The following is a 14194-nucleotide window of genomic DNA, read 5'->3' on the forward strand; positions in this document are numbered from 1 at the left end:
CAACAACAATGAATGAATTGAAAGCACTGGTGGCTGCTATCGCCTTGTACGGCGCCTACCTGCCGGTAGCCCATAGCGATGCGTTGCAAACGGCGGCGGTGCCGGTCACCGTCGACAACTTCGCCCGCGCCGAGACCGACCGTTACTTCGGCCTGACTGCCAAGCGCGGCGGTTTTGGCACGTTCTCCCATTGGCGCGACCTGATTCCGGTGGATCGCCCGACCGTGATCCGGCCGAACCGCGACACGCTGTATTCAACCGCGGTGTTCGATATGGACGCCGGCCCTGTCAGCGTGACCCTGCCAGACGCCGGCGGGCGCTTCATGTCGCTGGTGATGATCGACGAGGATCACCAGGTCATCGGCGTTCACTATGGGGCAGGGGAGTACCGCCTCAACCGCGCGGACGTGTCCACTCGCTATGTCATGTTCGGCGTGCGGACCCTGATCAACCCCGCCGACCCGCAGGACCTGACCAAGATTGCCGCCCTGCAGGATGCCATCGTCGCCAGGCAGGACGGCGGGCCTGGGCAGTTCCAGGTGCCGAACTGGGACGAAGCCAGCCGCGCGCAAATACGCAAGGCATTGTTGGCGCTAGGCTCGACCCTTGAAGATTCGCGCGGCATGTTCGGCAAGCGTGAAGACGTCGACCCGGTACGCCACCTGATCGGCAGTGCCATGGCCTGGGGCGGCAACCCGGAGAAGGATGCTTACTACCAGGTTGTCACGCCGCAGCTTAATGATGGCAAGACCCCGTACCAGCTGGATGTTTCCAATGTGCCTGCAGGGGCTTTCTGGTCCATCAGTGTTTACAACGCGCAAGGGCAATTCCAGAAGAATGCCCAGGAAGCCTACGCACTGAACAACCTCACTGCACGCAAAGGTGAGGACGGTAAGGTGTCGGTTCGCTTTGGCGGATGCACGGCGACGGTTGCCAACTGCTTGCCGATCATGCCGGGCTGGAACTACATGGTGCGCTTCTATCAGCCGGCCAAGGCGGTGCTGGATGGCTCGTGGAAGTTGCCTGAGGCACATCCCGCCTCCTGAGGTAGGCAATAAAACAAACGGCGGCCAAGTGGCCGCCGTTTGTTTTTATGGTTCTTCACGGAAATTCGGGGACTATGATCCTTGGGTTGGGTTGGGTTGGGTTGGGTTGTTGGGGTTGTGAGCTTATCCATTTGGTGTGGCGCCGCTACCGGCCCCTTCCGCCTTTACGGCGGGTCCCTTTTGTCTTGGCAAAAGGAACCAAAACCGCTCGCTCCTGCATCCGGCCCTACGCTGCGCTCCGGGTCCCTTCGCTCCGGCACCTTCCGGGGCCACGCGGCCTACGACTTGCTTCGCCAAGTCTACGGCTCGCGTTCTTCGGCTACGCCGAAGGTGCTACGCACTGGCCCCTACAGGCACCTACGCTCAGCCTCCTGAAGTCGCAGTCCGCAGCGTCTGAACTTGCGTGTATGAAGATCAAGATCAAGATCAAGAGCGTGTCGTTACTGACTTTACGCGGGCTTGTCCCGCAATGGCAGCGGCCTGCCGCCGCCAATATCTGATGTCGAAGATGCGTCAGCACAGGCGCCGCCCGTAACTTTGCGACTTCAGGAGGCTGAGCGTAGGTGTCTGGAGGGGGCTGGTGCGCAGCACCCTTCGGCCTCAGCCGAAGTTCGCGAGCCGTAGACTTGGCGAAGCAAGTCGTAGGCCGCGATGCCCCTGGAGGGCACCGAAGCGAAGGGACCCGGAGCGCAGCGTAGGGCCGGATGTAGGAGCAGGCGGTTTTGGTTCCTTTTGCCAAGACAAAAGGGACCCGCCGTAAGGGCGGAAGGGGCCGCCAGCATCGCCACACAAAATGGATAAGCTCACAACCCCAACAACCCAACCAACCCAACCAACCCAACCAACCCAAGGATCATGCCCCCCGGGATTCCGTGAAGAGCTGTTTTTATCCGATAGCTGCTACGCCCCTGGTGAGCGGGCTGTTCCTACCGTACGCCGGCATTGCGCAAAGCCGCCGGGGTGAAGTCGTTCATGCGGGTCGGCTTGCCGTAGTAGGTCGCATGTTTGGACTCGTTGGTCATCGCCAGAATGTTGTAGCGGCCGGCGATCAGGTCAAAGACGCCCTGCATGGCGTAGGCTGGCGCACCGCGCTCGTAGTCATTGACCGCATAGCCTTCAGCGACACGCCAGAGTTGGCCGCGGCCGTCATAGTGGTCGACTTCGGCGAGCTGCCAGGTGTCTTCATCAAAGTACAGATCACGCTTGGCATAGATGTGCCGCTGACCAGCTTTGAGCGTGGCCTGCACGTGCCAGACACGATGCAGTTCGTAGCGAGCCAGGTCCTGGTTGATGTGGCCGGGTTTGATGATGTCGGCGTACTTGACGCTCGGCGACCAGAGTTTGTAGTTGTTGTAGGGGATGTAGATCTCCTTCTTGCCCATCAACTTCCAGTCGTAGCGGTCCGGCGCGCCGTTCATCAGGTCGGTGTTGTCGGCGGTGCGCAGCCCATCGGCAGCCGACCCGACACCGTCATAGGCGACCTGCGGCGCACGGCGAACGCGGCGTTGGCCGGCATTGTAGACCCAGGCCAGGCGAGGCTCCTTGACCTGGTCAATGGTTTCGTGGATGAGGGTCACGCTGCCGGCCAGGCGTGCAGGTCCGGTGATACGCTGCTTATAGAAGTAAAAGATGTTCTCGGCTTGCTTGGCGTCGACTCCCTCCATGTATTGCGGGTAGCTCAGTTCGTCATCGTATTCGACGATGGAATAGGACCCGTTGACCTGCGGCGCGGCCTGGGCGGCCTGGCGCAGCATGTTGCCGCCGCGATAGCGGTTGGTGTGGTTCCAGTACACCTCAACGCCGTTTTTCGGGATGGGGAAGGGGTAGTAGCGGGTGTCGGCAAAGTTGCGCAGGCCGTTGCCGTCGTCGGTCAGTTCGGTGTTTACCGCGCTCTTTTTGGCGATGGTGTAGATCGCCTCGGGGACGGCGGCGGTGCGCTGGCTCTTGTACACCGGAATCTTGTAGCTGTCGGGGTAGCGCTTGAACAGCGCCAGCTGGCCGGGGGTCAGCTTGTCCTTGTATTGCTCGGCGTTGGCGGCGGTGATGACGAACAGCGGTTGCTCATTGGCAAACGGATTGCCAAGAAAGCCATTGCCATCCACTGGCGCGGCACCGGGCTTGAGGCCGCCGGTCCAGGCCGGGATGCTGCCGTCGGCGTTGCCTTCCTTCTGCGCGCCCAGCGGGGTGAGGGTGGTGCCCAGTTGTTGCGCTTCCTGCGGCGAGACGGCGGCGATCACGCTGGTGGCCAGCAGCGACAGGGCCAGTGCGCCAGTGCGCATCATGGTGAGGGTAGTCATGCTTGTGTTCCTCCGGTCTTGCATCAGAAATTCAGGCCAAAGCTGAGCGCTACATAGTCGCGGTCGACGTTGGTGTTGAAGTCGCCACCGAAGAAGTCGGTGTAACTGAGGCTGGTGGTGTAGGTATTGAGGTAGTCGGCATCCAGGCCGATGCTGACGGCCTTGTTACCTTCCTCGAAGTTCGGCCCGTAACCGTCGACATCGTGGGACCAGGCCAGGTTGGGCGACAGGTTGATGCCGGCGAGCACGTTGGGGTAATCGAGCTTGGCGCGCACGCGGTAGCCCCAGGAACTGCTGGTGTAGAAACCCTTGTCGTTGCATTGCTGGGCCGGGTTACTCGCGCTCGGGGTGCCGGCGCCGCTGCCGAGGCAGGTAGCAAGGCCGGCTGCGCCGGGCAGGATGCCGGAGCCATAGGCCGGACTGCGACCAAAACGCAGGTCGTTGCCGTCGCTGTCGCCCAGGCCGTTGATACGGTTGTAGCCGACTTCGCCGATCAGGGTCAGGCGGCTGGCGCCCATCACCTGATCGATGAACTGGGTGGCGGTGACTTGCGCCTGGACCACGGGCATGCGCTTGTAGCCATTGATATCGCTGCCGGCCACCGCCGCTGACGCCGGCGCAATGAAACCGGTGGTGATCAGCGGTGAGGTGGCGCTGTTGAGCGTGCCGGTGAGCAGGTCGGCGGTGTTGAGCTGCAAAGGCATGTTTGGCCGGTAGCTGACTTCACCGCCCAGCGAGATGCCACTCAAGTTGGTCTGGAAACTCAGGCCGTAGAGACGGATGTCCTCGGGGTAATCGATGAAGTAGCGCGCGTTGCGCGGCACGTTCAGGGCACTGGGCGGTGTGCCCGCACCGGTGGTGCGCACGGTGCTCAGGTAGGGGTTGCGGCTGTGGTAGTTCATGGCATACGCACCGAACTCGGTGTCGTGCAGCTCGGGTACGTACCAGCGCAAGGCGATGCCGAACTGACCGCTGTCGCCGGGTTCATTGTCTTCCAGGCGCGGGATGTACACGTTGTTGTTGGCACCCGGAGCGCCGACGTTGCTGGAGACGCCGGGCGGCAGATCGAGGCCGGCCACCACCAGGCGGTCGTTGCAGCCCTGGGCCACGCCATCGTTGCCGAAGAAGGTGCCGCAGTTGTCCACCACCGAGTTGTCCCACTCCAGCTGATAGAACGCCTCGGCGGTGAGGTTTTCGGAAAGCCCCTGGGAGACATACAGCATGTTTACCGGGATCAGGCCCTCCTTGATCTCGGCCCCCGGACGCCGCAGTGCGGCAACGTCAATCGGGTTGATGCTGTTGATCGAGTTGCCGATGAAGGTACTTTCGCCCCAGCTCACCACCTGCTTGCCCAGGCGCACATTACCGGCCAGGTCGGCGAGGGTGTAGTTGTGGTAGACGAAGGCGTCGAGGAATTCGGCGCCCGAGGCTTTGGCCAGGTCGTCGCGGCCGCTGTCATCGATGTCGTAGAACAGCCGGTGTTCGTCCTTGAGCTCAAAGTCGTACCAGTACTTGCCGCGTACGAACACGCCGCTGTCGCCGTATTTCAGCTCCAGGTCATGCACACCCTTGAAGATCTTTGAAAACGTTTCGCCTTTCTTGAAGTTCAGGCGGTTGTCGTCGACGGTGCGTGAAGACGATGTGCCGCGCTTGCCCATCGAGTTGAAGTTGGAAATCAGCGACGGGTCGGCACCGCGCACTGACCAACTGGCACCGATCGACAAAGACGAGTCGAACTGGCCCTCGATTTCCCCGATGTTGAAGTCAACGGCACACGCCGGATGGCTTGCGCCGATGGCGACTGCAGCAGCCAGCAGACTTGGCTGAAACACTCCGCGCTTTTTTGTTGTTGTCATGCGGTTCTCCAGGTTCGGATGATGTAGCGATGCCATCCTAGGGGGGCGAACCTGGGTGATGTATTGCCTGATCGGATAGTTCTGCGTATTACCCGAAAGCATTAGTAGCCTGCTTGTGCCCTGAAAATACCTCGATTGGCGGATGGGGGATTTACGCCTCGCGCGCGAACATAGCGCTTACCTTGATCGACTTCAGGAGGCGCCGTGTCCCAGCTCCATTCAGCAATGGCGGCCTTGCCCAGGCCCCCTTCGGCACACCTTCAGCGTGAGCGGCTTGAGGATCGATTGCTTGAACGCAACTATCGCCTGCGCCTGCTCTGTGCACCGGCTGGCTATGGCAAGACTGTGCTGCTCAACGATTGCCTGCGTCGTCGGCAAGCCGGGGCTCGCTGCCTGTGGCTGGACCTCGGCGGGCACACGCCGACCTTTGTCCAGTTCTGCCAGCGGCTGGCCGATGGCCTTGGCCTGGAGCCGAAAGCCGCCGCAGACGGCAATGCGCTACTCGCCCTGCTGGAAAGCAGCAAGGTGTGCTGGTGTTTTGCCTTCGACGACTTTCCGGCCGATGCCTGCGCCGAACTCAACGCCTGGATCGACCGCCTGCTGCGTTCCCAGGCGCCGGTGCAGCTGTGGGTCAGTTGCCGGCAACGGCCAGCCTGGAAGCTGGCGCGTTTGCTGCTGGAAGGTGAACTGCTGGAGCTTGGTGCCGGACAGCTGGCGTTCAATGGCCAGGAGCTTGAAACCCTGGCCGAGCGCCTTGACCCGCTGGCTGGCCCCTCCAGCCTTGCCCAACTGTGGCTACAGACCCAGGGCTGGTGCGCAGGCGTGCGCCTGTTGCTGGGCGCAGAGGGCCGCAACGAGCGGGCTGGGGGAACCTGGATGCGCGAGTACCTGGGCGGCGAGTTGCTGGCGTTCTTGTCCGAAGACCAGCGCAAGCTGTTGTTGAGCGTCGCCTACCTGCCACGGGTGTCGATCGGGTTCTGCGCACGGCTGTGGCCGGAGCGCGATGCGGGCGCGCTGTTGCGTGGCCTCTTGCAGTCCGCGTCGTTCTTCCAGCCGCTGGGCGGGGACGGGCAGTGGCATCGTTTGTTGCCAGCGGTGGCGCTGGCATTGCAGGGGGAACTTGCCGCTGCAGAACTCAACCGCCTGCGCCTGGATGCCTGCCGGCTGTTGTGCGAAGACGGCTTCATTGACGAAGCCATCGAGTTGGCGTTGTCCACCCAGCAGCCCGAGATGGCTGCCAGCCTGATGGAGCGCCTGACCCTGGACTGGATGTTCAGCGAGCGCCACTTGCACACCTGGCTCAATTGGCTGACGCGCCTGCCTGTGCGGACGCTGGAAAGCTCGCCGAACCTGATTTACCTCAACGTCAGGGCACTGCTCAGCAGCTGGCGCCTGGACGATGCCCAGACGCACATCGCCAGGCTGGCATGGGCAGTGCCGCAGCCCAAGGCGCGCAACAACAGTCGTCTGCTGGCCAACTGGCAGGCGCTGCAGGGCACGCTTTACGGCCTCAGTGGCGATGCCGACGGCGCACGTGAGCACTGTCACTCGGCCTTGCAGCATCTGGAGTTGCGTGACTGGCCGTCGTCGTTCCTGTGTTACTCGACCCTGGCCCGGGTGTCGATGGCCGCGGGCGAACCGGAGCAGGCCCGGCTGTTGCTGGATTCGTCGCTGCAACTGGCACGCCGCCACCGCTGTATTGCCAGTGAAGTGCTGATCAACGCTGATCGCATTCGGCAATTGATTCTCAACGATGAGCTGGCGTTGGCCGAATCGGTATTGCAGGAGTGCCTGGCGCTGGTTGCCGCCGACGGCGGTAGTCATGATCTGCTGCTCAGCCGTCTGCTGTTGTTGCGCGGCGAACTGTGTCTGCTACGGGGCGACCTGCAGGCCGGTGAAAGTGCGCTGCGCGCGGGCCTTGAGCGTGGCACCGAGAGTAGCGACCCCTATGTACTGCATGCGCTGATCGGTCTGTCGGAAGTGGCCTCGTGTAAGGGCGAGTTGTGGCAGGCGCAGCAGCATCTGCGCAACGCCGAGCGGCACATGCAGCGCTGCCGGGTCAGCGAAACCTGCTACAAGGGGCTTATCGACTATCAGCAGATGCGCCTGCTGGTCCGTCAGAAAGACTGGGAGGCGATATTGCGGCTGGCCCGCAACGCAATCAGCGCCGATATCGGGCGCCTGCCACCGCTGCATGCACCTTCTTTGCCGCAACGCCTGCAGCTGATGCTCGCCCTTGCCGAACTGGGCACGGGCAAGCCGGAGCATGCCGCCAAGCGCCTGCAGGCCTTGCTCGCCGCGTGTGAGCGCCTGAGTTTCCGTGGCCTGCTGGCGGAGGCGCGGGTGGCGCTGGCCCAGGTCGGCAAACACGGCGGTGTGAGCTGCGCGGATGAGCCTCCGGCCCTGGTGCGTACCAGCCTGCTGGCCGACTGGCGCGCGACGCCGTCGGGGCCGGGCGCCCGTGACGGCCTCACTTCTCGGGAGTTTTCGGTGCTGCAACTGGTGGCCCACGGGCTGTCCAACCAGGAAATCAGCGAGCGGCTGTTCATCTCCTTGAATACCGTCAAAGCGCATACGGTGAAGATCAACCATAAGCTTGGGGTCAAGCGGCGCACCCAGGCGGTGATGCGGGCCAAATCCTTAGGGATGCTTGCCTGATCAGTCGAGCAGACCACGGGCGCGGGCGATGGCGATGGCTTCGGTGCGGCCCTGGGCGTCGAGCTTGGCGCTGATGTTGCGCAGGTGCGTCTTGACCGTATGTTCGGACAAGTGCATCTGCTCGGCAATTGCGCGGTTGCGATGACCGGCGGCCAGCAAACGGATCACCTGCAGCTCGCGTGCGGTCAGTTGCAGGTCGCTTTGGGCCGACTCACTGCCTTGCGCCGGTTCTGTCCGGGCACCGCTGCGTTGCAGCAAGTCGGCGAGAAACTCCGGAGCAATGCCCAGGCTGCTGGACGACGCCTGGTAGGTTACCGCCCAGCGTTCCAGCAGTTTGACCAGTGCCGGCCCTTCTTCGAGGAAAGTGCGCAGGAAACCTTCCTGGCTGGCATGGCGCAAGGCGGGTGTCAGTGTATCCAGCGCGAGTTTTTGCCGGCCTTTTCCTGCCAGGGCCATGGCCAGTAACAGGCGTAGTTTGAGCGCCCGGCGCCGCTGCTGGCGACTGTCGGCAAGCTCGATGCGCGGGCGCAGCTCGGCTGCGGCCAACTCATAGTCGCCGCGGGCAATACTCAGGCGCTGGCGGGCAACAAAGGGGGTATCGGTATCGCAGGCGAATGTCGTTACGTCGGGGCGGTCCCATTCACCGGCAAGCTCCGCCGATGAGAGCGCCTGCGCGGCGACTTCCAGACGCCCTTCAAGGGTGGCAACGCGGGCGCGCTCAAGCCAGGCCGCGCAGAGAATTCGCAGCGAGCCGCTGCGCCGTCCCAGTTGCTCAAGATCGGCCAGGTGACGGAGCCAGGCCTCGCGGTTGCCGTGTTGCAAGGCGATGCGCGCCAGCACCACACGGTGGGCGATAAGGGCATCGGGGCCGCCGAGATCGAGGGCATGCTGGGGGATCTGGTTGAGCATGGTCCAGGCGTGCGTCAGCTCATCGCCTTCGTACAGCACCAGCGCATGGAGGATGTCCAGCGTCGCCTTGGCACCTACCCAGCGTCCTTCCAGCACTGCAGCCTGCACGTTGCTGGCAGCCTCAAGGCGGGCGAGGGCGGCATGGCGATGGCCCAGGGTCAGTTCCAGTGAGCTTTCTATATAGACCGCGATGCCATCGACCAGGGCGGAGCGCTCCTGGGGTGCCTGGCGCGCCATGTCGGTCAGCACCTTGCGGGCATCGTCATAGTGGCCGGTGGCAATCATGCAGAACGCCAGGGGCGTGGCCACCATGCCGTATTGCAGGTTGTCACTGGGCGACAGGCGGGCGAGCTGGGCTTGCGCTGCAATTACCGCCGCCTCCGGCTGGTCGGTAAAGGCCAGCAGCAGGCAGCGGATGGTATCGGTTTCCAGACTGACCGGATTGCCTTCGACCACCTGCATGGCATCCCGGTAGCGCCGGTCGAGCACCAGCAGCCAGGCGTGGGTGAGGGTCAGTCGCGGTCGTCCTTGCAGTGTGTCAGCGGGCATCTGCTGCAGCCAGCGCAACATCAGGCGCAGGCGTCCGGCATCGACCAGCTCGTCCAGGTGCCGTTCCAGCAGCGCCGCCGCCTGGTCGATGGCGCCTGCGCGCATCAGGTGCTCGATCGCCGCCGCCGGGTGTTTGTGGGCGAGGTACCAGCCGGAGGCGGCGCGATGCAGTCCTTCGGCGTGCCCGGGCAGTTGACGGGCCAGGGCGTTGCGCAGGAAGCCGCTGAACAGACGGTGGTAGCGGAACCATTGCTGCTCAGGGTCGGTTGGCTGGATGAACAGGTTGGCGCGCAGCAACTGCTCAATCAGCCCGGCGCTGTCGCGGCGCTGGGTGAGGGCGTCGCACAGCGGCGCGCAGAAGCGCTCGAGGATGCTGGTCTGCAGCAGGAACAGACGCACCTCATCGCTCTGCCGGGCGAGGATGTCTTCGGTCAGGTACTCGGCCAGCTCCTGGTTGCTGCCGGAAAACGAACCGATGACATCAGCCTGGGCACTGCGGCCGTTGAACGACAGGGTGGCCAGGAACAAGCCGGTGATCCAGCCTTCGCTGATGTCCTGCAGCCGCGTCACCTGTTCGTCGCTGATCGGCAACTGGCAGCGGCCACGCAGGTACGCCCGGGTTTGCTCCGGGCGCAAACGCAGCGCTTCGGTGTCAATGTCCAGCACCTGGCCCTGCATGCGCAGGCGGCCAAGTCCCAGCTCGGGGTTGACCCGCGAGGCGATGGCCAGGCGGGCGCCAGGCGCCAGTGCGGCCAGCACCTGCTGGATGAAGGCCAGGGCCTGGGGGGTATCGAGTGCTTCGAAGTCGTCCAGCACCACGGTGAAGCCCGGCTGCAGTCTGCCCAGTTGTTGCAAGAGCGCCTGCGGGGTGGCCAGCGGATCGGCGACTGACTGGCCATCCAGGGCCTGCAACCCGGCATGCAGATGGGCGGCCAGGCGCCTGGGGTCGTTATCGGCGCTGTCGAGAGTGAGCCAGAGTACGCCTTGGCCATTGGCCAGGCAGCGCTCGCGCAGTTGACGCAACAAGGTGGTTTTGCCAAAGCCTGCGGCGGCGCGGATCAGGATCAGGCGGATATCGCCGGGTGGGTCGATACTTTGCAGTAAGTGGTCACGCGGCAGCAGGCCGGCGGTGGTGCCCGGCGTGGCGAACTTTTCTGCACGAATAGGGTGAACGGCCGGCTCCGGCTGCGCGTCTGCGGGCGCATTGCCGCCGGTTACAAGGCGCAGGCGGGCAATAAGATCCTGGCGATCGGGCATGGGTCTCTCTGGCCATGTGGGCTGACTGGCAGCCTCTGATTGTTCTGTGTGCCGATAATGCCACGGCTACGCGCATCGGGGAAAAACCGCAGTGCGAACTTCACTCTTTCGAGCGATAGGTAAGCGCAAATGGACTGGCTAGCCTGTTGCCGGTCGCAAGCCTTCGCGTTGCTGACTTCAATGCCCATAACAAATAGAGAGAACAACCATGGCAGGAGCACTGGCAGGGGTAAAGGTAATCGAAATGAATGCGATCGGGCCGGCGCCCTTTGCCACCATGTTGCTTGCCGACATGGGCGCAGAGGTGATCCGCATCGACCGGCAACAGTCAGGATTCCTCAATGGTGATGACAGTGTGATCGGCCGTGGCCGCCGCAGCCTGGCGATCGACCCGCGCAAGCCGGGGGCCACCGAGGTGCTGCTGCAGCTGATCGAGGGTGCCGATGTGTTGATCGAAGGCTTCCGGCCAGGGGTCATGGAGCGTCTGGGGCTCGGGCCCGACGTCTGTCTGGCGCGTAATCCCGGGCTGGTCTACGGGCGCATGACCGGCTGGGGCCAGAGCGGGCCGTTGGCGCAGAGCGCCGGCCACGACCTCAACTACCTGGCGATTACCGGTGCCCTGCATGCCATGGGCCACGCCGACCGCGAGCCGACGCCGCCGCTGCACCTGGCCGGCGACATGGGCGGTGGCGCGATGTTTCTTGCTTTCGGCGTGGTGTGTGCGCTGTTCGAGGCGCGTCGTTCGGGCAAGGGGCAGGTGGTGGATGCCGCCATCAGCGATGGCGCTGCGCTGCTCAGCACCATGTACTACGAGTTCAAGCAGAGCGGCCAATGGGCCGGACGCGGGGAAAACATCTTCGATGGCGGGGCGCCGTTCTACGGCTGCTACACCTGCGCCGATGGCCGCTTCATTTCCATCGGCGCCATCGAGCCGCAGTTCTACCAACGCTTGCTGGAGCTGTGCCAGATCGATGACCCGCTGTTCCAGGTGCAGTGGGACCGAAGCCTGTGGCCGGTGCAGCGCGAGAAGCTGGAAGCGCTGTTCCGCACCCGCAGCCGCGACCAGTGGTGCGAGCTGCTGGAAGGCACCGAGGCCTGCTTTGCCCCGGTGCTCGACTTCAGCGAGGCACCGACCTATGCCCATAACCAGGCGCGCGGCACCTTCATGCGCAGCGCTGGCGTCGTTCATCCGGCCCCGGTACCGCGCTTGAGCCGCACTCCGGCGCAGGCTGGCGAGCAGGTGCGCAACGGTCAGCACAGTGTGCAGATTCTCCGTGAGCTGGGCCTGGACGAAGCCGCGATTGCCGCGCTGCGCGAGGCCGGCGCCATCGCTTGAGCAAAAGGAGTGGGGTGACCCCACTCCAATCCCACCCCTTTCTACTCCCGGGGGGCGGGATACAGCTCAAAAGCGTTGCGCAACCATGATGCCAGGGCCCCGGAACGACCGGTGTGCCAGTCCAGTCAACTGACCGCGGAGAAACAGATGTCCCAGAAAACCTATGTTGCCGGTGTCGGCATGATCCAGTTCGCCAAGCCCGGTGCCAGCGCCAGCTACATCGAGATGGGCGCCCAGGCTGTGCGCCAGGCGCTGCAGGATGCCGGTATCGGTTATGAGCTGGTGCAGCAGGCCTATGCCGGTTATGTCTATGGCGACTCCACCTGCGGCCAGTCGGCGCTGTATGAAGTCGGCATGACCGGCATTCCGGTGATCAACGTCAACAACAACTGCGCCAGCGGCTCTACCGCGCTGTTCATGGCGCGCCAGGCGGTGGAAAGCGGCGCTGTCGATTGCGCCCTGGCCTTTGGCTTCGAGCAGATGCAGCCGGGTGCGCTGAAGAATTTCTGGACCGATCGTCCGCTGACCATGGGCAAGGGCTTCGACAGTGCCGCCCAGGTGTTCCCGGAAGGCATCGGCATGCCGGGCGCTCTGATGTTCTTCGGAGGCGCTGGCCGCGAGCACATGGAAAAATACGGCACCAAAATGGAAACCTTTGCGGCGATCCGCGCCAAGGCCAGCCGTCATGCTGCCAACAACCCGCTGGCAGTGTTCAAAAAAGTGGTCAGCACCGAGGAGGTGATGGCCGACCAGGTGGTCTGGGAAGGCGTGATGACCCGGCTGATGGCCTGCCCGCCGACCTGCGGCGGCGCTGCCGCGATCATCGTTTCCGAGCGCTTTGCCAAACGCCATGGCCTGCGCACCGATGTGTCGATCCTGGCCCAGGCCATGACCACCGATACCCCCGATGCGTTCGATCCGCCCTCGATGATTGAGATCGTCGGCTCCGGCATGACCCGCTCGGCCGCCTGGCAGGTGTACGACAAGGCCGGTGTCGGCCCTGAAGATATCCGCGTTTGCGAGCTGCATGACTGCTTCGCCCACAACGAGCTGCTGACCTATGAAGGCCTGGGTTTCTGCCCGGTCGGTGGCGGCGAGCAGTTTGTCCTGGATGGCGACAACACCTACGGCGGGCAAGTGGTGGTCAATCCGTCTGGCGGCCTGCTGTCCAAAGGCCACCCGCTGGGTGCCACCGGGCTGGCGCAATGCTACGAGCTGACCCACCAGTTGCGCGGCAGCGCCCAGGCCCGCCAGGTCGAAGGCCTGCAGCACGCGCTGCAGCACAACCTCGGCCTGGGTGGTGCGGGCGTCGTGACCCTCTACGGTCGCGGCTGATCGCCCCGTCAATCTTCAGGAATCAATCGAAATGGCAGACAAAAGTCTGATCGGCCGTTCCCTAGGCGTCACTACCTGTGCGGTGGAAAAAGGTCGTTTGCGCTTCTTCGCCAAGGCTATCGGCGAGACCGATCCGCTGTACACCGATGAAGAGGCGGCCAAGTCCGCGGGTTATCCGGCCCTGCCGGTGCCACCGACCTTCCTGCTGTGCCTGGAAAGCGAGGGGCGCAATCCGCAAGCGATCGTCGAGGACATTATGGGCTTTGACCTCGGGCGCATCCTGCATGCCGAGCAGGAGTTCAGCTACCACCGCATGGCCTTTGCCGGCGATGTGCTGACCTTCGATACGCGCATCGTTGATGTCTACGAAAAGAAGGGCGGGGCCCTGCAGTTCGTGGTCCAGCAAACCCGTATCACCAACCAGGACGGCGAACACATCGCCGACCTTCGCTCTTCGCTTGTGCAGCGCTGAGGTACAGCCATGACTCACTCACGAACCTACGGCCCGCAGTACAGCGACGTACAGGTCGGCAGCGAACTTCCGCTGCTCAAGTTGCGCCCGGTCGATCGCACCACGCTGGCGCTGTATGCCGGCGCGTCCGGTGACCACAACCAGATTCACATCGACATCGATTTTGCCCGCAAGGCCCGCGTTCCGGACGTGTTCGCCCACGGCATGCTCTCGGCAGCCTACCTTGGCCGGTTGCTGACCAGCTGGGTGCCGCAGACACAGATCCGCGCGCTGTCGATGCGCTTTGTCGGCATCACCCAGATCGGTCACATCCCGCACCTGAGCGGGCGCATCACCGAAAAATTCGAGGCCGACGGCGAAAAGCGCGTGCGCCTGCAGATCCAGTGCGCCAACCAGTATGGCGAAGCCAAGGTGGTGGGCGAGGCGGTCGTGGCCCTGGCCTGACGCTCCTTGCGCACTGACAACCCGACTTAATTAGA

At 63.7% G+C, this 14194-nt stretch carries 9 protein-coding genes; 6 read left to right on the top strand and 3 right to left on the bottom strand.

Features of this window, described 5'->3' with window-relative positions; translation table 11 throughout:
• The first annotated feature begins 8 nt into the window (after positions 1 to 8).
• On the top strand, positions 9 to 1046 hold the full coding sequence (locus ACVI9W_RS23300) for a DUF1254 domain-containing protein (RefSeq protein WP_461531370.1): 1038 nt from the start codon (positions 9 to 11) through the stop codon (positions 1044 to 1046).
• A 926-nt stretch (positions 1047 to 1972) separates the two neighbouring features.
• On the opposite strand, the gene ACVI9W_RS23305 is transcribed toward ACVI9W_RS23300, so the two are convergent.
• Positions 1973 to 3343, bottom strand: a complete 1371-nt coding sequence (locus tag ACVI9W_RS23305; protein WP_461531371.1) for a DUF1329 domain-containing protein — start codon at positions 3341 to 3343, stop codon at positions 1973 to 1975.
• A gap of 23 nt (positions 3344 to 3366) precedes the next feature.
• Complete coding sequence (locus ACVI9W_RS23310) at positions 3367 to 5199, bottom strand: DUF1302 domain-containing protein (protein ID WP_461531372.1); 1833 nt, start codon at positions 5197 to 5199, stop codon at positions 3367 to 3369.
• 204 nt (positions 5200 to 5403) lie between these two features.
• Here ACVI9W_RS23310 and ACVI9W_RS23315 point away from each other — a divergent pair, with 204 nt between their 5' ends.
• Positions 5404 to 7857, top strand: a complete 2454-nt coding sequence (locus ACVI9W_RS23315; protein ID WP_461531373.1) for a LuxR C-terminal-related transcriptional regulator — start codon at positions 5404 to 5406, stop codon at positions 7855 to 7857.
• Here ACVI9W_RS23315 and ACVI9W_RS23320 read toward each other — a convergent pair whose 3' ends face one another.
• Positions 7858 to 10572 (bottom strand): LuxR C-terminal-related transcriptional regulator, encoded by a 2715-nt coding sequence (locus ACVI9W_RS23320; RefSeq protein WP_461531374.1) that lies wholly within the window; start codon positions 10570 to 10572, stop codon positions 7858 to 7860.
• 208 nt (positions 10573 to 10780) lie between these two features.
• Between ACVI9W_RS23320 and ACVI9W_RS23325 the strand changes: the two genes are divergently transcribed.
• The 4 genes from ACVI9W_RS23325 to ACVI9W_RS23340 all read left to right on the top strand — a co-directional run bounded on the left by ACVI9W_RS23325 (position 10781) and on the right by ACVI9W_RS23340 (position 14159).
• The gene (locus ACVI9W_RS23325) at positions 10781 to 11908 is read left to right on the top strand and encodes a CaiB/BaiF CoA transferase family protein (RefSeq protein ID WP_461531375.1); all 1128 of its coding nucleotides are present in this window, start codon (positions 10781 to 10783) and stop codon (positions 11906 to 11908) included.
• Between the two features lie 147 nt (positions 11909 to 12055).
• Complete coding sequence (locus tag ACVI9W_RS23330) at positions 12056 to 13243, top strand: lipid-transfer protein (RefSeq protein ID WP_461531376.1); 1188 nt, start codon at positions 12056 to 12058, stop codon at positions 13241 to 13243.
• 31 nt (positions 13244 to 13274) lie between these two features.
• Positions 13275 to 13715 carry a MaoC family dehydratase N-terminal domain-containing protein gene (locus tag ACVI9W_RS23335; RefSeq protein WP_461531377.1) on the top strand — a complete coding sequence of 147 codons (441 nt, stop codon included), beginning with the start codon at positions 13275 to 13277 and terminating at the stop codon, positions 13713 to 13715.
• Positions 13716 to 13724: 9 nt separating this feature from the next.
• The gene (locus ACVI9W_RS23340; RefSeq protein WP_461531378.1) at positions 13725 to 14159 is read left to right on the top strand and encodes a MaoC family dehydratase; all 435 of its coding nucleotides are present in this window, start codon (positions 13725 to 13727) and stop codon (positions 14157 to 14159) included.
• The last annotated feature ends 35 nt before the right edge of the window (positions 14160 to 14194 follow it).

The organism is Pseudomonas sp. 210_17 TE3656 (genome assembly GCF_054821965.1).